This is a genomic window from Bradyrhizobium sp. WBOS07, from assembly GCF_024585165.1.
Taxonomy (GTDB): domain Bacteria; phylum Pseudomonadota; class Alphaproteobacteria; order Rhizobiales; family Xanthobacteraceae; genus Bradyrhizobium; species Bradyrhizobium japonicum_B.
This window is the reverse complement of the sequence record NZ_CP029008.1, coordinates 2,283,349-2,299,949: the sequence shown is the minus strand read 5'-3', so window position 1 is coordinate 2,299,949 and position 16,601 is coordinate 2,283,349. Positions and strand designations below refer to the sequence as shown.

General features: G+C 66.3%; 16 protein-coding genes. 9 read left to right on the top strand and 7 right to left on the bottom strand.

Annotated features, from left to right (window positions below):
* Window positions 1–76 precede the first annotated feature (76 nt).
* Window positions 77–1,051, top strand: coding sequence for a quinone oxidoreductase (locus DCM79_RS10835; RefSeq protein ID WP_246929843.1), 975 nt, complete (start codon window positions 77–79; stop codon window positions 1,049–1,051).
* 105 nt (window positions 1,052–1,156) lie between these two features.
* Here the strand turns inward: DCM79_RS10835 and DCM79_RS10830 are convergent, their stop codons facing one another.
* The gene (locus DCM79_RS10830; protein WP_257179830.1) at window positions 1,157–2,347 is read right to left on the bottom strand and encodes an acetylornithine transaminase; all 1,191 of its coding nucleotides are present in this window, start codon (window positions 2,345–2,347) and stop codon (window positions 1,157–1,159) included.
* A 267-nt stretch (window positions 2,348–2,614) separates the two neighbouring features.
* Window positions 2,615–3,253, bottom strand: coding sequence for a hypothetical protein (locus DCM79_RS10825; RefSeq protein ID WP_257179829.1), 639 nt, complete (start codon window positions 3,251–3,253; stop codon window positions 2,615–2,617).
* Window positions 3,254–3,589: 336 nt separating this feature from the next.
* On the opposite strand from DCM79_RS10825, the gene DCM79_RS10820 reads away from it, so the two are divergent.
* Window positions 3,590–4,531 carry a hypothetical protein gene (locus tag DCM79_RS10820; RefSeq protein ID WP_257179828.1) on the top strand — a complete coding sequence of 314 codons (942 nt, stop codon included), beginning with the start codon at window positions 3,590–3,592 and terminating at the stop codon, window positions 4,529–4,531.
* 96 nt (window positions 4,532–4,627) lie between these two features.
* Here the strand turns inward: DCM79_RS10820 and rimO are convergent, their stop codons facing one another.
* The gene (rimO, locus tag DCM79_RS10815) at window positions 4,628–5,953 is read right to left on the bottom strand and encodes a 30S ribosomal protein S12 methylthiotransferase RimO (RefSeq protein ID WP_257179827.1); all 1,326 of its coding nucleotides are present in this window, start codon (window positions 5,951–5,953) and stop codon (window positions 4,628–4,630) included.
* 111 nt (window positions 5,954–6,064) lie between these two features.
* On the opposite strand from rimO, the gene DCM79_RS10810 reads away from it, so the two are divergent.
* The 5 genes from DCM79_RS10810 to DCM79_RS10790 all read left to right on the top strand — a co-directional run bounded on the left by DCM79_RS10810 (window position 6,065) and on the right by DCM79_RS10790 (window position 11,897).
* Window positions 6,065–6,655, top strand: coding sequence for an ANTAR domain-containing response regulator (locus tag DCM79_RS10810; RefSeq protein WP_135167097.1), 591 nt, complete (start codon window positions 6,065–6,067; stop codon window positions 6,653–6,655).
* Window positions 6,652–7,815: a CmpA/NrtA family ABC transporter substrate-binding protein gene (locus DCM79_RS10805; protein WP_257179826.1), complete on the top strand. Its 1,164-nt coding sequence runs from the start codon at window positions 6,652–6,654 to the stop codon at window positions 7,813–7,815. Before DCM79_RS10810 ends, DCM79_RS10805 begins: the two co-directional genes overlap by 4 nt.
* Before the next feature lie 335 nt (window positions 7,816–8,150).
* Entirely contained in the window at window positions 8,151–9,935 is a 1,785-nt protein-coding gene (locus DCM79_RS10800; RefSeq protein WP_257179824.1) for a NirA family protein, read from the top strand.
* The gene (locus tag DCM79_RS10795) at window positions 9,932–11,542 is read left to right on the top strand and encodes a sulfite reductase subunit alpha (RefSeq protein ID WP_257179823.1); all 1,611 of its coding nucleotides are present in this window, start codon (window positions 9,932–9,934) and stop codon (window positions 11,540–11,542) included. The genes DCM79_RS10800 and DCM79_RS10795 overlap by 4 nt, the downstream gene beginning before the upstream one ends.
* Before the next feature lie 202 nt (window positions 11,543–11,744).
* On the top strand, window positions 11,745–11,897 hold the full coding sequence (locus DCM79_RS10790) for a hypothetical protein (RefSeq protein ID WP_063831425.1): 153 nt from the start codon (window positions 11,745–11,747) through the stop codon (window positions 11,895–11,897).
* A 118-nt stretch (window positions 11,898–12,015) separates the two neighbouring features.
* Here the strand turns inward: DCM79_RS10790 and DCM79_RS10785 are convergent, their stop codons facing one another.
* From DCM79_RS10785 to pxpB, 3 genes are read right to left on the bottom strand one after another with little or no spacing between them, the layout of a single operon-like run.
* Window positions 12,016–12,783 (bottom strand): LamB/YcsF family protein, encoded by a 768-nt coding sequence (locus DCM79_RS10785; RefSeq protein WP_257179821.1) that lies wholly within the window; start codon window positions 12,781–12,783, stop codon window positions 12,016–12,018.
* Window positions 12,784–12,817: 34 nt separating this feature from the next.
* Window positions 12,818–13,855: a biotin-dependent carboxyltransferase family protein gene (locus tag DCM79_RS10780; protein WP_257179819.1), complete on the bottom strand. Its 1,038-nt coding sequence runs from the start codon at window positions 13,853–13,855 to the stop codon at window positions 12,818–12,820.
* The gene (gene pxpB, locus DCM79_RS10775) at window positions 13,852–14,583 is read right to left on the bottom strand and encodes a 5-oxoprolinase subunit PxpB (protein ID WP_257179818.1); all 732 of its coding nucleotides are present in this window, start codon (window positions 14,581–14,583) and stop codon (window positions 13,852–13,854) included. The genes DCM79_RS10780 and pxpB overlap by 4 nt, the downstream gene beginning before the upstream one ends.
* A 256-nt stretch (window positions 14,584–14,839) precedes the next feature.
* Between pxpB and DCM79_RS10770 the strand changes: the two genes are divergently transcribed.
* Together DCM79_RS10770 and DCM79_RS10765 are read left to right on the top strand one after the other, a co-directional pair.
* Window positions 14,840–15,538 carry a ribonuclease activity regulator RraA gene (locus DCM79_RS10770; RefSeq protein ID WP_028136365.1) on the top strand — a complete coding sequence of 233 codons (699 nt, stop codon included), beginning with the start codon at window positions 14,840–14,842 and terminating at the stop codon, window positions 15,536–15,538.
* Between the two features lie 24 nt (window positions 15,539–15,562).
* A complete protein-coding gene (locus tag DCM79_RS10765; RefSeq protein WP_028136366.1) occupies window positions 15,563–15,967 on the top strand; it encodes a cupin domain-containing protein in 405 nt (134 codons plus the stop codon).
* Window positions 15,968–16,124: 157 nt separating this feature from the next.
* Here the strand turns inward: DCM79_RS10765 and DCM79_RS10760 are convergent, their stop codons facing one another.
* Window positions 16,125–16,481 carry a hypothetical protein gene (locus DCM79_RS10760; protein ID WP_257179816.1) on the bottom strand — a complete coding sequence of 119 codons (357 nt, stop codon included), beginning with the start codon at window positions 16,479–16,481 and terminating at the stop codon, window positions 16,125–16,127.
* Window positions 16,482–16,601 lie beyond the last annotated feature (120 nt).

Genomic DNA, 16,601 nt, shown 5'->3' with positions numbered 1-16,601 from the left:
GCGTTCCAGCTGCATCGAGTTGACAAGGTGGGCGCGATGTCTTTCGCTTGCGCCTTGGAGAACAGGAGGTCAGGCGATGACCAAAGCGGTCCGTGTGCACAAGGTCGGAGGCCCCGAAGCCCTGGTCTATGAGAGCGTCGACGTGCCGGCGCCCGGGCCCGGCGAGGTGCGGATCCGCCAGCACGCGGTCGGCCTGAACTTCATCGACGTCTACTATCGCACCGGGCTCTACAAGGCGCCGGGGCTGCCCTTCATCGCCGGCAACGAGGCCTCGGGCGAGGTGGTCGCGGTCGGGCCCGGCGTTACGAACTTTCATCCCGGTGACCGCGTCGCCTATTATCACAATCTCGGCGCCTATACCGGCGAGCGCAACATCCCCTGGGAGAAGCTGGTCAAGCTGCCCGACCACATCACCCACGAGCAAGGTGCGGTGCTGATGCTGAAGGGGCTGACCGTCTGGTATCTCCTGCACAAGACCTTCAAGGTCGAGCCGCATCACCGCGTGCTGGTCCACGCCGCCGCCGGCGGCATCGGCCTGCTCGCCTGCCAATGGGCGAGGGCGCTCGGCGCCCACGTCATCGGCACGGTCGGCTCGCGCGAGAAGGCCGAGCTCGCCGAGGCCAACGGCTGCGACCACGTCATCCTCTACAACGAGGAGGATTTCGTCGCGCGCGTCAAGCAGATCAGCCGCAACGAGGGCTGCGACGTCGTCTATGACGGCGTCGGCAAGGCGACCTTCCCGGGCTCGCTGTCCTGCCTGAAGCCGCGCGGCATGTTCGTCTCGTTCGGCAACGCCTCGGGTCCGGTGCCGCCGTTCGCGATCGCCGAGCTCAACAATCACGGCTCGCTGTTCGCGACACGGCCGAAGCTCAACGATTACGTCGGCACGCGCAAGGAGCTGCTGGAAGGCGCCGACACGCTGTTTGCCGCCGTCATCAACGGCAAGCTACATGTGCCGATCAACCACGCCTACGCGCTCAAGGACGCCGCGAAAGCGCATATCGATCTCGAAAGCCGCAAGACCACGGGCGCGTCGATCTTGAAGCCGTGACTCGCCGTTACCGTTGAGGTCTCGTAGGGTGGGCAAAGGCGCGAAGCGCCGTGCCCACCACTTCTGAATGGTGGGCACGCTTCGCTTTGCCCACCCTACGCCACCTTAGGCGACCCGCCGTGCCGCGCCGGCCTTGGTCAGGATCCCGTCGAGGCAATCGATCATCTCGGCAATCTCGGCCTTCGCGACGTTCAACGCCGGCATGAAGCGCAGCGTGTCGAGTTGCGGCGCGTTGAGCAGCACGCCGGCCTCGAACGCCTGCGCGACGATGCCCGGCGCGATCGGCAGCTTGAGGTCGAGCGCGAGCAGCAGGCCGCGTCCGCGCACGCCGCCAAGGCCGTGCCGGGCCGAGACCTTCTGCAGCTCGCTTTCCAGCAAGAGGCCGGTCTCGGCGACCTGTTTGAGGAAGTCGGGCTTCTTGACCGCCTCGAGCACCGCGAGGCCGGCAGCGCACATGATCGGGTTGCCGTTGAACGTGCCGCCCTGGTCGCCGTGCTCGAAGCAGGAGGCGCGTTCGGTCGCGAGCAGGGCTGCGAGCGGCACGCCGCCGCCGATGCCCTTGCCGAGCGTCATGATGTCCGGCGCGATGCCGGTGTGCTTGTAGTGGAAGAGTTTTCCGGTCCGGCCCATGCCGGTCTGGATCTCGTCGAAGATGAGCAGCAGGCCGTGCGCCTCGGTCAGCGCGCGTAGCTGCTGCAGGAACGCATCGGTTGCCGGCCACACGCCTGATTCACCCTGGATCGGCTCCAGCATCACGGCGACGGTGTTGGCGTTGATCAGCCTCTCGACCGAGGCGATGTCGTTGAGCTTGGCCTTCTTGAAGCCCGCGACCTTCGGTTCGAACAGCGGCTCGAACGCTTTCTTGCCGGAGGCCGACATCGTCGCCAGCGTCCTGCCGTGGAAGCCGCCTTCGAAGCTGATGATCTCGAACGCGCCGCCCTTGTGCAGGCTGCCGAACTTGCGCGCGAGCTTGATCGCGCCTTCATTGGCCTCCGCGCCGGAATTGGCGAAGAACACCTGGTCGAACGCGCTGGCCCCGACCAGCGCCGCGGCCAGCTTCAGGCTCGGCTCGTTGTAGAAGGCCGGGCTCGGCGTCAACAGCCGCTTGGCCTGCGAGCTAAGCGCGTCGGCGACGGCCGGCGGGGAATGGCCGAGGCAGTTCACGGCCCAGCCCTGCACGAAGTCGAGATAGCGCTTGCGGCCGTCGTCCCAGAGATAGGAGCCGGCGCCGCGGACGAACACGGCTTTCGGCCGTGCGGTGATGTCCATCAGCGCGTCGTACGGATGCGTCGTCATGTCGAACTCCTCTGGAGGCGGGTGGAAAACGGGCGCAAAAAGCAGAAAGGCCGCACCTTGCGGGTGCGGCCTTCTCGAAAACCTCGGCTGAATTCTAGTGGTTCAGCGGCGTCGTCGGACATGGCGCACCCTCTCGTCGTCGCGGGAGCGACGGCGGAGCATGGCGGTGCGCTGGTTGGTCCGGTTGATCATGGGGCGCGGCAATACATGCCAATGCCTGGGCTTGTCAAGCGGGCGTTTTGCTGACACCCGCCCGGCGTGCATCGGTCAGGTCAGGTGAGCGGCTTCCTCGGCGTCCTCGTCGCCCCAATCGGCGTCGGCAATCGCGGTGTCGATCAGCTCGCCGCGCATCAGCTTGAGCGGCGATTTCCAGTACAGCGCGATGTTGTGGAATGGGTCGGTCAGCACCTTGAACGCCCAGACCAGACCGGTCGTGACGTCGCGGGTAGCGAAGAGCTGGAGCATGCGGGCAAGGCCGCCGCCGATGCCGATCGCGAGCCAGAGCGTGCCGACATGGCGGATGAAGTCGAGACGCCCGGCCGGCGGATCGAAAAGTCCGAACAGCGTCGGATCGACATACAACGCGATTGGCGCGCTGCCCCATACCAGCAGCAGGATGATCTTGCGGGTCTGGTTGTAGCCGACCTTGATCGCTTCCTTGTAGTCATTGCTGACGTCGTTGACGGCGTCGTAGCCGTTCGGCTCGAAGAAGAAATGCCCGGTCTGCCGCGTCAGCATCGCAATCCAGCCGACGATGCCGGCGAGCGCAGGGTCTACGAACAGCAGCCCGTAGCAGAACAGGAAGATCACGGCGCTGAAGAGATGCAGCGTCTGGTTGACGGTGCTTTGATGGCAGAGACGGTAATCGTCGAAGCGCTGCGTGCGCAGCATGCCCGAAAGGCTCATCCTCGTTCCTCGCTCGCGTTGAGAAGCGCGGGCAGAGTTAGGCCGAGTCGGTGACCTCTGCGTGAATGCACTATAGTGTCACAATACACATCGCTGGTAGCCGCGCGCGTCGCGCCGCGGCAACCAAGAGGAAGAAGCCTGCGAGCAAGGTCGATGTGGTCATCGGGCGGGTATCGTCCGCTCCCGGATTCCGCTGGTTTCCCGCCATTTCATTGTCTGGCCCCCAGAAACCATCGCCTCGCTGGCGCGTTTGTGATCGAGATACGCGAATTGGTTCGAACCGGACGCAACTCGGCTCAGACCAAGAGGGGCGGGACCAACGAGACAGTTTCAGCCTTGTCCGACACGTCTTATCCGATCGACCTCGACAGCATTCGCGGCGCATTTCCGCCGGGCATCGAAGCGCCTCCGCTGCTGGTCGACTTTGCCGGCTGGCTGGAGGGGCGGCCTTGGGGCAGCGTCGGCTGCTTTGCGCTGCAGGGCCAGTTCTCAGATCACGCGCCGATCGTCGACGGCAGTCCGTTGCGGGACAGGTTTTCGCTGTTCATGCGGCTGCCGGATGGTTCGGCCGTCGGCGGCTGGTACGGCGCCGGTCTCGACCGCGACAATCCGCCGATCGTGGGGCTCGGATCGGAGGGCGCCTACGAATTACTGGCGCCGAGCCTCGACGGGCTGCTCGCCAAATTGACGTCGCAGCAATTCGACAACGCCTGGAGCGATCTGAAGCCGCATGACGAGGTCGAGGCTCAGACGGTCGAGCTTGCGCAATGGCTCGCCGGACGGCCGCATGGCGAGCCGACGGCGGTCGAGGAGACTTCGGCGGAGCTGCCCGACTTCCGCGGTTTCATGGAGAAGTGGAGCCGGGAGCGCGAGGATTATTGGGCCAATCACCGGCTGATGGCCGAGCTCGGCTGGCGGCTGGCGGCGCATCTGCCCAAGGGCAAGAAGCCCTGGGACCGGACCCGCTTCGCGGTCGCGATCGTCGGCAAGCAGTACGAGGCGCGCGTGCTCGCGCGCGGGCCGCAGCCGTTCGAAGAGGCCGCATCGATCGAGTCTCTGCTGCGCGATCTGCGCGAGGAGATGCGCCGCGCGCAGCCCGAACTCGGGCTGTGGTACGCGATGAATTTCGGCCTCCATGCGGACGGCCGCGTCATGCCGAACTTCGCATACGATGTCCGCCCGACCATCGACGGCGAGCCGGCGCTGCTGTCAGAAGCCAGGGTCGATCTGGCCCGTGCCCCGCGCCCGGAGCGCTGGGTGCCGAAATGGCTGACCTGACGGCGTCATTGCGAGCGCATCGAAGCATCCAGACTGCCGCAACGGAGGGATTCTGGATTGCTTCGTCGCAAGGGCTCCTCGCAATGACGGGATCCCTCAGAACCCCGCGACGCTGCCGTGCAGGTCGTATTGATCCGCGCGCTCGATCTTGGCGGTGACGATCTCGCCGACGCGCAGGGGGCGGCGGCTCGTCAGATACACCGCGCCGTCGATCTCCGGCGCGTCGGCCTTGGAGCGGCCCTTGGCGACGGTCGGTCCGACCTCGTCGATGATGATCTGCTGGCGCGTACCGACCTTGCGCTTGAGCCGGCGCGCGGAGATCTTCTGCTGGCGGGCCATCAGCGCGTTGTAGCGCTCCTGCTTGACCTCTTCGGGCACCGGGTTCTCGATTGTGTTCGAGGTGGCGCCGGCCACCGGCTCGTACTTGAAGCAGCCGAGACGATCGATCTCGGCCTCGTCGAGCCAGTCGAGCAGATAGGCAAAGTCGGCATCGGTCTCGCCGGGGAAGCCGACGATGAAGGTCGAGCGCAGGGCAAGATCAGGACATTCCTCGCGCCAGCGCTTGATCCGCGCCAGCGTCTTGTCCTGCGCCGCCGGACGCTTCATCGCCTTCAAGACGTCGGGGCTCGCATGCTGGAACGGGATGTCGAGATAGGGCAGCACCTTGCCCTCGTTCATCAGCGCAATGACCTCGTCGACATGCGGGTAGGGATAGACATATTGCAGCCGGACCCAGGCGCCGAGCTCGCCGAGCTCGCGGGCGAGGTCGAGGAATTTGGCGCGGACCTGGCGATCCTTCCACGGGCTCTCGGCATATTTCAGATCGACGCCATAGGCCGAGGTGTCCTGCGAGATGACGAGCAGCTCCTTGACGCCGGCGCCGACCAGGCGCTCGGCCTCGCGCAGCACGTCATTGGCCGGGCGCGAGACCAGGTCGCCGCGCAGCTTCGGGATGATGCAGAAGGTGCAGCGGTTGTTGCAGCCTTCGGAGATCTTCAGGTACGCGTAGTGTCGCGGGGTCAGCTTGATGCCCTGCGGCGGCACCAGGTCGAGATGCGGATTGTGCGCCGGCGGCAGCGCGCGGTGCACGGCGTCGAGCACGCTCTCATATTGCTGCGGGCCGGTGATGGAGAGCACGCCGGGATAGGCCTGCTCGATCGCTTCCGGTTCCGCGCCCATGCAGCCGGTCACGATCACCTTGCCGTTCTCGGCCATGGCCTCGCCGATTGCCGACAGCGATTCCTGCTTGGCGCTGTCGAGGAAGCCGCAGGTGTTGACGATGACGATGTCGGCGCCGTCGTGCTTGCGCGCGAGCTCATAGCCCTCCGCGCGCAGGCGCGTGATGATGCGCTCGGAATCCACCAATGCCTTGGGACACCCGAGTGACACGAAGCTGACCTTGGGCGCAGCCGCCTGATCCATATCCAAATCTGCCTGATTGACCGGCCTGAGCTAGTCCCAATTGCCCACAATTACAACCCTTTGCAGGGCGTTCCGGCGTGCTATGGATGAATCGCCTGCCGCGAGTGAGCCATGAGCGCCGAACAGTCGCCCAAAATCGTGATCGTCGACGAAAGCCCTGTCAGGGCCGCGATCCTGCAGGAGGGATTGCGGGAGGCCGGATTCACGCAGGTCGTCCATATCAGCGAGATGCAGAGCCTGCTGGCCCGTATTTATGCGGTCGATCCCGACATCATCCTGATCGATCTGGAGAACCCCAGCCGCGACGTGCTGGAGGCGATGTTCCAGGTCAGCCGCGCCGTGAAACGGCCGATCGCGATGTTCGTCGATCAGAGCGATTCCGCCTCGATCCAGGCCTCGGTCGAGGCGGGGGTGTCCGCCTACATCGTCGACGGGCTGAAGAAGGAGCGCATCAAGCCGATCCTCGACCTCTGCGTGTCCCGCTTCAACGCCTTCGCCAAGCTCCAGGAGGAGCTGGAGCGCACCAAGTCGCAGCTCGAGGACCGCAAGATCATCGAACGTGCCAAGGGCATCCTGATGAAGGTGAAGGGCCTGACCGAGGACGAGGCCTATGTGCTGCTGCGCTCCACGGCGATGCGCGAGAAGAAGAAAATCGGTGAGATCGCGCAGTCGATCATCACCGCCTCGGAGATGCTGAAATGACCGCCCCCCTTCGCATCGGGTTCATTCCGCTGGTCGATGCCGCCGCGCTGATCGTCGCCGTCGACAAGGGATTTGCTGCTGCCGAAGGCCTTGACGTCGAGCTGGTGCGCGAGGTCTCCTGGTCCAACGTCCGCGACAAGCTCAATATCGGCCTGTTCGACGCCGCCCATCTGCTGGCGCCCGTGGCGATCGCGTCTTCGCTCGGGCTCGGCCATGTCAAGGTGCCGATCGCCGCGCCCTTCAATCTCGGCATCAACGGCAATGCCATCACGGTGTCGCCGGCGCTCCATGCTGCGCTGATGGAGCAGATCGACGGCGACCGTTTCGATCCGATGGTGACGGCGAAAGCGCTGGCGAAGGTCGTTGCGATCAGGCGCAAGGAGGGGGCCGAGCCGCTGACCTTCGGCATGACCTTCCCGTTCTCGACCCACAATTATCAATTGCGGTTCTGGATGGCCGCAGCCGGCGTCGATCCCGACGAGGACGTGCGCCTCGTGGTGCTGCCGCCGCCCTATATGGTCGACAGCCTCGCCAATGGCCATGTCGACGCGTTCTGCGTCGGTGCGCCCTGGAATTCGATCGCGGTCGATCTCGGCATCGGTCACATCCTGCATTTCGTCTCCGACATCCTGGACCGCGCCGCCGAGAAGGTGCTGGCGGTTCGCCAGGTCTGGGCCGACAAGAATCCGGACGTGGTCGCCGGCCTGGTGCGCGCGGCGGTGAAGGCGGCCGAGTTCATCGAGAACCCTGCGAACCAGACCGAGGCGGCGCAGCTCCTGGCGCAGCCCGAGCGGATCGGCGTCGATGCCGAAGTCATCCAGCGCACCCTGACCGGGCGCCTGAAGATTTCTCCTGACGGCACGTTCCGCGAAAGCGGCCGCTATCTCCTGGTCGGGCGGGAGGGGGCAGGGCGCCCGGATCCAGTGCAGGCCGCCTGGCTCTATGCGCAGATGGTGCGTTGGGGGCAGACGGCGCTCGCGCCGGAAGGCGTCAAGACGGCGATGGCCGTGTTCAGGCCCGATCTGTACGATGCGGCCCTCGGCAGGCGGCCGCCCGAGCAGCCTGCAGCGGCGTTCGGCGCCTTCGCTGGCCCGGTCTTCGATCCCGCCAACATCCGGGGGCACCTCGAAGCCTTTGCGGTTGGCCGTTGGCGGACCTGACTCGGTCTGCATCATTTTTGGGCGCAGAAATTCACTGCTCAAATATTGATCAGGATGCACGAATTTCGTGAAAGCGCGCGGCCCGGGATCTTCCGGGCGTTCGCATAATCGCCTGTAAACACAAGGCTTTCCATTTCCTCCAGGCTGGCACGCAACTTGAATGTTGCAGTGCGGCCAGCTTGTCACAGGTGCCTGCTGAGCCGAGTCCCGCAGCAACGAAGCTGATCGGACCGCTGGGGTAGCGAAGCCGGCTCTTGAAGCCAGCCTCGGTCCTCGCGGGTCGCGCAATGTCCGTCGATGCCACCCAGGTGGCCGCAGGAGCTTCGTTACCGACCATGAAAATCGATACGCTCGCAGTCGACTTTACCGACGAGCAGAAACGCTATCTCGAAGGCTTCACCACCGGTCTGCAGATCAGCCGGGTCGGGCGCGGTCTTGGCGGCGGCAGTGCCGGCAAGGCGAATGCCGAGCCTGTCGGTCCCGATGCCGTGCACCTCAAGGCGCAGGACAAGGTGATCGCGGCGGGCAAGAAGCTCGCCGACCAGGAGAAGTTCAAGCGCGACGAGCATCCCTTCGATGCCTATCCGCGGCTGCGCCAGCAGGCGCTCGACAATGCGCCGCCGAGCCCGGCCGACAATTTCCGCTGGCGCTATTACGGCATCTTCTATGTCGCGCCGACGCAGGACTCCTACATGAGCCGCCTGCGGATTCCGAACGGCATCATGAAGCACTGGCAGCTGTCGGGCCTCGCCGATCTCGCCGACGAGCTCTGCGGGCCCTATAGCCACGTCACGACGCGCGCCAATCTCCAGCTTCGCGAGATCCCGCCGAAGCACGCGATCAAGCTGCTCGAGGGCATCCAGGAGCTCGGCCTGTGCTCGCGCGGCTCCGGCGCCGACAACATCCGCAACGTGACGGGGACGCCGACGGCGGGCATCGATCCGCAGGAGATCATCGACACGCGATCCTATGCGCGCGAATGGCACTACCACATCCTCAACGACCGCTCGCTCTACGGCCTGCCGCGCAAGTTCAACGTCGCCTTCGACGGCGCCGGCAGGATCGCCGTGCTGGAGGAGACCAACGACATCGCGTTTACGGCCTATGAGGTGAAGGACGGTTTCGGCGTCGAGCCGGGAGTCTGGTTCCGCCTCGGCCTCGGCGGCATCACCGGCCACAAGGACTTTGCGAAATATTCCGGCATCATCGTCAAGCCGGAGCAGGCGACCGCCGTTGCCGACGCCATCGTGCGCGTCTTCATCGACCATGGCGACCGCACCAACCGCAACAAGGCGCGACTGAAATACGTGCTCGACGCCATGGGCCATGACGGCTTTCTTGGGCTGGTCGAGGAGCGGCTGAAGGCGCCGTTCACGCGCGTGCCGGAGGAGGCGTTCGCGCCGCGGCCGGCCGCCGACCGCATGGCGCATGTCGGCGTGCACAAGCAGAAGCAGGACGGTCTCAACTGGATCGGCGTGTCGCTGACGCTCGGCAAGCTGACAAGCGACCAGATGCGGGGGCTCGCCAAGGTTTCGCACGACCTCGGCGACGGCGAGATCCGGCTCACGGTCTGGCAGAACCTGCTGATATCGGGCGTGCGCGAGGAGAACGTCGAGCTTGCCATCGCGGCGGTCAAGCAGATCGGGCTCGCGGTCGAGGCCTCGCACATCCGCGCCGGCCTGATCGCCTGCACCGGCAATGCCGGCTGCCGCTTCGCCGCGGCGAACACCAAGCGCCACGCCGCCGAGATCGGCGACTGGTGCGAGCCGCGGGTGGCGATGGACAAGCCGGTCAACATCCACGTCACCGGCTGCCATCATTCCTGCGCGCAGCATTACATCAGCGACATCGGCCTGATCGGCGCACGCGTGCCCGTTGGCGAGGACGACACGGTCGAGGGCTATCACCTCTTCACCGGCGGCGGGTTCGGCCCGGACGCCGATGTCGGGCAGGAGGTCTATCACGACCTCAAGGCCGACGATGCGCCGAAGACGGTCGAGGCGCTGCTCAAGGCCTATATCGCCCATCGCTCGTCGCCCGACGAAACCTTTCTCTCCTTCGCGCGCCGCCATGACGGCGAAACGCTGCGCAAGCTTGCCGATGCACAGGTGTCCGCATGAACCAGATCACCCCTCCGCCCAGGCTCGACATCATTCCCGCCAGCGCACCGTTCTCCGATGCGCAGCGTTCCTGGCTGAACGGCTTCTTCGCCGGCCTGCTGTCGCCTCATGTCGCCGCGCCGCTGTCGGCGGAGCAGGGCGCCGCCGTCATGCAGGGCGCAGCCGGTGACGGCGACGACGGCGAAGCGCCCTGGCACGACCAGACTATGCCGATCGCCGATCGCATGAAGCTTGCCGAGGGACGCCCGGTGCGCCGCAAGATGATGGCGGCGATGGCGCAGCAGGATTGCGGCCAGTGCGGCTACAATTGCCACGATTATTCGGAGGCGATCGCCAGCCGCAGCGAAGCACGGCTCAACCTCTGCGTCCCCGGCGGCAAGGAAACCGCGCGGATGCTGAAGTCGCTGTACGAGGAGCTGGACAAGGCCCCGGCGGCCAAAGCGGCGGACAAGCCGGACGTTCCGGCACCGGCCGTGACGGTGACGATCGCAGAGCCGGGCCGCTCACGCGACAACCCCGTGCCTGCGACCTTCCTGTCGCGCCGCCTTCTCAACAAGGGCAAGTCGGAGAAGGAAACCTATCACGTCGAGTTCGATCTCTCCGAGAGCAAGCTCGACTACGTCGTCGGCGACAGCTTCGGCGTGTTCGCGCGCAACGATGTCGGTCTCGTCGACCAGATCATCGCGCTGCTCGGCGCCTCGCACACCACGAAGGTGAACGGCAAGACTCTGCGCGAGGTGCTGATCGACGACGTCTCGCTGTCGCCGGCGCCCGACACCCTGTTCGAGCTGATCTCCTTCATCACCGGCGGCGCGGCGCGGGAAAAGGCGCGGGCGCTGGCGCAGGGCGAGGACCCCGATGGCGATGCCGCAACCCTCGACGTCATGGCTGGGCTGCAGAAGTTTTCCGGCACGCGGCCGCACCCGGAGGCCTTCGTCGAGGCGCTGGAGCCGCTGCAGCCGCGGCTCTACTCGATCTCGTCGTCGCACAATGCGACGCCCGGAAAGCTGTCGCTGACCGTCGATTCCGTGCGCTACGTCATCGGCAAGCGCAAGCGCCTCGGCGTCGCCTCGACCTTCCTCGGCGAGCGCATCAACGAGGGCGACAAGCTCAAGGTCTATGTGCAGAAGGCGCACGGCTTCGGCCTGCCGAAGGATCCGAAGACGCCGATCATCATGGTCGGTCCCGGCACCGGCATCGCGCCGTTCCGCGCCTTCCTGCTCGACCGCAAGGCGACCGGCGCGCCCGGCAAGAACTGGCTGTTCTTCGGCCATCAGCGCAGCGATTGCGACTTCTTCTACCAGGAGGAGCTCAATGCGATGAAGACCTCGGGTCTGCTCACGCGGATGTCGCTGGCCTGGTCGCGCGACGGCGAGAAGAAGTTCTACGTGCAGGACCGCATGCGGGAGGTCGGCCGCGAGCTGTGGACGTGGCTGGCCGAAGGCGCGCATTTCTACATCTGCGGCGATGCCAAGCGCATGGCCAAGGACGTCGAGCGCGCGCTGGTCGACATCGTCGCCCAGTTCGGCGCGCGTTCGACCGACGAAGCCGTCAGTTTCGTCGCCGAGCTGAAGAAGACCGGGCGTTTCCAGGCGGACGTGTACTGACGGCTGCCGCTCGCCGATCTCCGAGCCGGTTCCAACTGGCTCGGATTTGAACGAATAAGATTCTCGGAACCCGCACCTGGAAAGAATTTACGACTGCGAGACGGCCTGCTCGGAGGAGGCGCATCGCTATTTGCGCCGCTATCTTGCCTCCCGCCCTGGTTGATCCTTCATACTCCGGCAAATGGGGCGTTGGAGATCGACCATGCGCGAACTATCGGCGGAAGCCAGACTGCACTTCTACGCGCGCTCGCTCTCGCGGCAGACCCGGGCAAGCGCCCATCATCTGGCGCTTTACAGCGCGTTTGCGGTCATCGCCGCGATCGTGTTCGGCACGCTCTCGGTGCATCCGTTTTAGAGCTCTCGTCGTCTTGTAGGGTGGGCAAAGCGAAGCGTGCCCACGACCTGTCTTAATCACGCGAAGTCGTGGGCACGGCGCTATGCGCCTTTGCCCACCCTACGGCACCTGTCGTGCCTCACCCGCGCTTGAACGGCGCAACTTCGATTCCCGCCGCCTTCAACGCCGCGCGCAAGGTCCGCGCGATCTCGACGGCGCCGTGGGTGTCGCCATGGATGCACACCGTGTCCGTGCGCATCTTGATCACCTTGCCGGTCACCGAGACCACCGCTCCGTCCTGCACCATCCGCACCACGCGCTCGGCGATCGCCTTGGCATCGTGCAGCACTGCGCCGGGCTTCTTGCGCGAGACGAGGTTGCCGTCGTCCTCATAGGCGCGGTCGGCGAACACTTCGTGCACCATCGGCAGGTTGGCGTCTTCGCCGGCCTTCACCAGCTTCGAATTGGCGAGCACGACGAAGATCAGGCTGGGGTCGACCGCCTTGATGCCGGCGGCGATCGCCCTGGCCGTCATGTCGTCCTCGCAGGCGACGTTGGAGAGCGCGCCATGCGCCTTCACATGCGTGACCTTGTGGCCGGCCGCGGTCGCGATCGCCTGCAATGCGCCGATCTGATAGGCGACGAGGTTCTCGATCTCGGAAGCCTTGAGGCCCGCGATCGGATGGCGGCCGAACCCGTGCAGGTCCCGATACCCAGGGTGGGCGCCGACCGAGACGCCGCGCGCCTTCGCCAGCTCCACCGTCCGGCGCATGATGTCGGGGTCGCCGGCATGGAAGCCGCAGGCGACGTTGACCGAGCTTGCGAGCTCGATCATGGCGGCGTCGTTGCCCATCTCCCACGCGCCGAATCCTTCGCCGAGGTCGCAATTGAGATCGATCGTCTTCATGGATGCTCTCCGCCTTCGGGTCTTGTTGTTGCGTCTAGGGCTCCGCGGTGACCTGCCAGGTGCCGGCATCGACCGCGTTCACCGCATGGCCCGCCACGTTGGCATCGCTGAGGGCCTCGATGTTGAGCGCAACGCTGTCGGCCGCGCGCAGGCGATCGGGCAGGGTCCGGATCGCTTGCGCGAACTTTCGCGCCTCGTCCTGCGCCTCGGCCATGCTGACGGCCTTGAAGCGAAACGCCGTTCCCGCCGAGGTCTGCGCGAGGCGACCGATGTCGGCGGTGATCACGGTTGCGATCTTCGGATAGCCGCCGGAGGTGCCGCGGTCCATCATCAGCGCGATCGGCGCGCCGTTGCCGGGCACCTGGATGCTGCCGTTGACGGTGCCGTCGGAGACGATGTTGTGGCCGTGCAGATGCCTGATCGCGGGGCCTTCGAGCCGGTAGCCCATCCGGTCGGAGGTCGCCGAGATCTTCCACTCGCTGTTCAGGAACAGCGCCTTGTTGGCGTCGTCGAACTCGTCGTCCTGCGGTCCCAGCAGAACGCGGATCGGCCCGCTCGCGGGCTTCGGCAATTCGATGCGCAGCTCGCTTGCGCCGCTCGCGGCATCGACGCTGAATTCGTCGCCGACCTGGAGCGGGCGCGGGTAGGGGCTGCCGAGGCCGGCCCGGGCATTGACCGCAAGGCTGCCGAACACGCGTTCGCCGGTGATGGCGCCTTCGATCGCGAGATAGGTGAAGGCGCCGCCGCGGGCGAAGCCCAGCGTCAGCGTCTCGCCGTCCTTCAGCGTCACCGACGTGTCCATGGCGACCGGGTTTCCGGCGACGTCCGTGTTGCGCGGCGCCCCCGAGATCGCCACGCGCACGGCGCCGTCACGGGCGGTGAAGGCGGCACCGAACGGACCGATCTCGACGGCGGCGGCGAACGGCGCGTTGCCGACCAGCGTGTTCGCCGCAGCCAGCGACAGCCGATCCATCGCACCGCTCACTGTCAGGCCGTAGCGCTGCGCGCCGAAGCGGCCGCCATCCTGGACGGAGCTTGCAGGTCCGATGCTGGCGACGACGAGCCGGCTCATGCGTCCACCTGCTCGGCGACGATCTCGCCGGCCTCCGCCGCGCGGTCCAGCTCGTCGAAGGTCTTGTGGTCGATGGCGAAGAACGTCACGCGGTCGCCGGGTTCGGTGAGGAAGGTCGGATTGCGGTGGAGCTGATAGGTGCGCACCGGCGTGCGGCCGAGCAGATGCCAGCCGCTCGGCGCCGCGAGGCACTGGATCCCGGCCTGGACGCCGCCGATCGAGATCGTGCCCGCCGGCGTCAGCAGCCGCGGATTCTGCCGCCGCGACATGTGCAGCGATTTGTCGAGGCCGCTGAGATAGGACCAGCCCGGCGTGAAGCCGATCATGGCGACCTTGTAGTCGCCGCCCGCATGGCGGGCGACGATGTCGTCCGGCGTGGTGTTGAGGGCCTTGGCGACATCCTCGAGGTCGATGCCGTGCTCGCCGCCATAGGCGACGGGAACGCGCCAGCGGCGCGCCTTGGTCACGGGCGGCGGCGGCTGGATCGCGAGCGGAAGCAGCTTGTCGCCGAGCGCGTCGAAACCGATCTTGCAGGGGTCGTAGTGCACCAGCAGCGAGCGATAGGTCGGCACGGTCTCGGTGATACCCTCGATGGGGCTTGCCACGAGCGCCTTGTCGAGCGCCAGCACGCGCTGGTTGGCCTCCTCGTCGATGGTGCGGCTGAACTCGACCGTGACGGCGCTGTCGCCACTGGGCAGAAGGCGGGGCGGGGGAAGCGTCGCGGCCATTGAGCTGTCGAAGAGCTGTCGGAATCGGGCTTTGCAAAGCGCGGGCTCGAGCTCGAGTTCCGCGTCACCCTGCTTCGCGTATATGCGCCCGCAAGTCCAATAAATTAATGCAGGGGGAGGCGATAAAGCCTTGTTATCGCGTCACATAAAGGCCCACCGGCCCTGCGTTATTGGGCGCCTCTTGGCCCTTGACGCAAGGGCTGCGGCTCGCAAGATGCGCGCGTTGTTTCCCGCACCCCGGAGCTCGTCTGTTTCCATGTCGCTATCCCCTGAAGCCCGCAAGACCCTCGCCGGCATCACCACCGCCACCATCACCACGGTCCTGCTGAAGAAGGGCCTGCGCAATGTGTGGATGCGCGGCGCGCGGCCGCTGCGCCCGGGCCTGCCGCGCCTGGTGGGACCGGCCTTCACGCTGCGCTTCGTGCCGGCGCGCGAGGATCTGGCGACGCCGGAATCCTGGTCCTCGCCGATCTCCACCCGCACCGCGATCGAGGCGATGCCGGAAGGATGCATCGCCGTGGTCGATGCCATGGGCATCACCGATGCCGGCATCTTCGGCGACATCCTGTGCGCCCGCATGGTCAAGCGCGGCGTCACCGCGCTTGTCACCGACGGCGTGGTGCGTGACGTCGAGGGCGTGCTCGGCACCAATCTTCCGGTCTGGTGCGACGGCTATGCCGCGCCGCCTTCGGTTGCGGGCCTCACCTTCGTCGGCTGGGGCGAGCCGATCGGCTGCGGCGGCGTTGCCGTATTCCCGAACGACATCGTGGTCGCCGACCAGGATGGCTGCGTGCTGATCCCGCAGGCAATGCTCGAGCACGTGCTCAACGAGGGTGTCGAGCAGGAGCGCATGGAGGCCTGGATCGTCAACGAGGTGAACAACGGCGCCGTGCTGCCGGGCCTCTATCCCATGAACGCCGAAACCAAGGCGCGCTACGCCGCCAGCAAGAAGTAACCGGGAAGCAAGCGAGGTAATCCCATGGAGATCACTGTTGCAGGCACGCGGCCGACCCGCCGCGCGCCCAAGGAAAACTTCACCGGCACCGTGTGGCAGGACCCCGTGATCATGGCGCCCGCGCCGGCACGGCTGAACTGCTCGCGTGTTGCGTTCGAGCCCGGCGCCCGCACCAACTGGCACCATCATCCGCTCGGCCAGACGCTCTACGTCATTTCCGGCGTCGGCCGCGTCCAGACCAAGGGCGGTCCCGTCAGGGAGATCCGTCCCGGTGACACCGTCTGGATTCCGCCGGGCGAAGTGCACTGGCACGGCGCCTCGCCGACCAACGGCATGTGCCACATCGCCATGCAGGAGGCGCTCGACGGCGTGTACTCGACCTGGCTCGAGCCGGTCACCGACGCAGAGTACGGCGCGGCGCTGGGCTAGAGCCGCGCGTCCCGGACAAGCCGCAGCGCCCGTAAAGCGATGCGGTGCCGATCCGGGACCCAGAGCTGCCGTGTTACGAAGCGCATTGTGAATCGTGCTGGGTCCCGGCTCTGCGCGGCAACGCTTCGCATTGCCGCTTGTCCGGGACACGGGCGACCTACATCCGCTCCGCCGTCCACGTGCCCGTGCACAGCGCGCCGCGCCAGGTGCCGGAGCCGGAGGTGCCGCTGAGCCGGCCGAAGCCGACGGCGCGCTTGATGCCGGTGCTCAAGGTGACGTTGATGCTGCCGGCATCGGCGACGCGACCTGACGCCGACACGGCCGCGCTGCTCGATGCGATTTGACCGTTGTTGATGCCGATCGCGACGGTGGCGCCGTTGCCGCAGGTCTCGCTGGATGACGAGATGCGGACATTCCAAATGCCGTCGAAAGTGCTTGTCGCAGCATCGGCCTGCCCGAGCGGGAAGGCGATGGCGAGGAGGGTGGCGAAGAAACCTTTGCGAAAGCCGTTCATGACACGCCCCTGTGGGTGACGATGCGGGGAACGTGGCACGGGCGCGGAACAGGCGATGTGAGGGGGCTCACGCGCAGCGGGCTCTGTGAGGTAGCGCACCTCGCAGCTGAGCGCCGGGCA

Coding starts and splice junctions, on each gene's coding strand:
- pxpB (WP_257179818.1), bottom strand. CDS start 14,583: ATGGCCGCGACGCTTCCCCCGCCCCGCCTTCTGCCCAGTGGCGACAGC.
- DCM79_RS10795 (WP_257179823.1), top strand. CDS start 9,932: ATGAACCAGATCACCCCTCCGCCCAGGCTCGACATCATTCCCGCCAGC.
- DCM79_RS10805 (WP_257179826.1), top strand. CDS start 6,652: ATGACCGCCCCCCTTCGCATCGGGTTCATTCCGCTGGTCGATGCCGCC.
- DCM79_RS10790 (WP_063831425.1), top strand. CDS start 11,745: ATGCGCGAACTATCGGCGGAAGCCAGACTGCACTTCTACGCGCGCTCG.
- DCM79_RS10835 (WP_246929843.1), top strand. CDS start 77: ATGACCAAAGCGGTCCGTGTGCACAAGGTCGGAGGCCCCGAAGCCCTG.
- DCM79_RS10810 (WP_135167097.1), top strand. CDS start 6,065: ATGAGCGCCGAACAGTCGCCCAAAATCGTGATCGTCGACGAAAGCCCT.
- DCM79_RS10785 (WP_257179821.1), bottom strand. CDS start 12,783: ATGAAGACGATCGATCTCAATTGCGACCTCGGCGAAGGATTCGGCGCG.
- DCM79_RS10760 (WP_257179816.1), bottom strand. CDS start 16,481: ATGAACGGCTTTCGCAAAGGTTTCTTCGCCACCCTCCTCGCCATCGCC.
- DCM79_RS10780 (WP_257179819.1), bottom strand. CDS start 13,855: ATGAGCCGGCTCGTCGTCGCCAGCATCGGACCTGCAAGCTCCGTCCAG.
- rimO (WP_257179827.1), bottom strand. CDS start 5,953: ATGGATCAGGCGGCTGCGCCCAAGGTCAGCTTCGTGTCACTCGGGTGT.
- DCM79_RS10770 (WP_028136365.1), top strand. CDS start 14,840: ATGTCGCTATCCCCTGAAGCCCGCAAGACCCTCGCCGGCATCACCACC.
- DCM79_RS10825 (WP_257179829.1), bottom strand. CDS start 3,253: ATGAGCCTTTCGGGCATGCTGCGCACGCAGCGCTTCGACGATTACCGT.
- DCM79_RS10765 (WP_028136366.1), top strand. CDS start 15,563: ATGGAGATCACTGTTGCAGGCACGCGGCCGACCCGCCGCGCGCCCAAG.
- DCM79_RS10800 (WP_257179824.1), top strand. CDS start 8,151: ATGAAAATCGATACGCTCGCAGTCGACTTTACCGACGAGCAGAAACGC.
- DCM79_RS10830 (WP_257179830.1), bottom strand. CDS start 2,347: ATGACGACGCATCCGTACGACGCGCTGATGGACATCACCGCACGGCCG.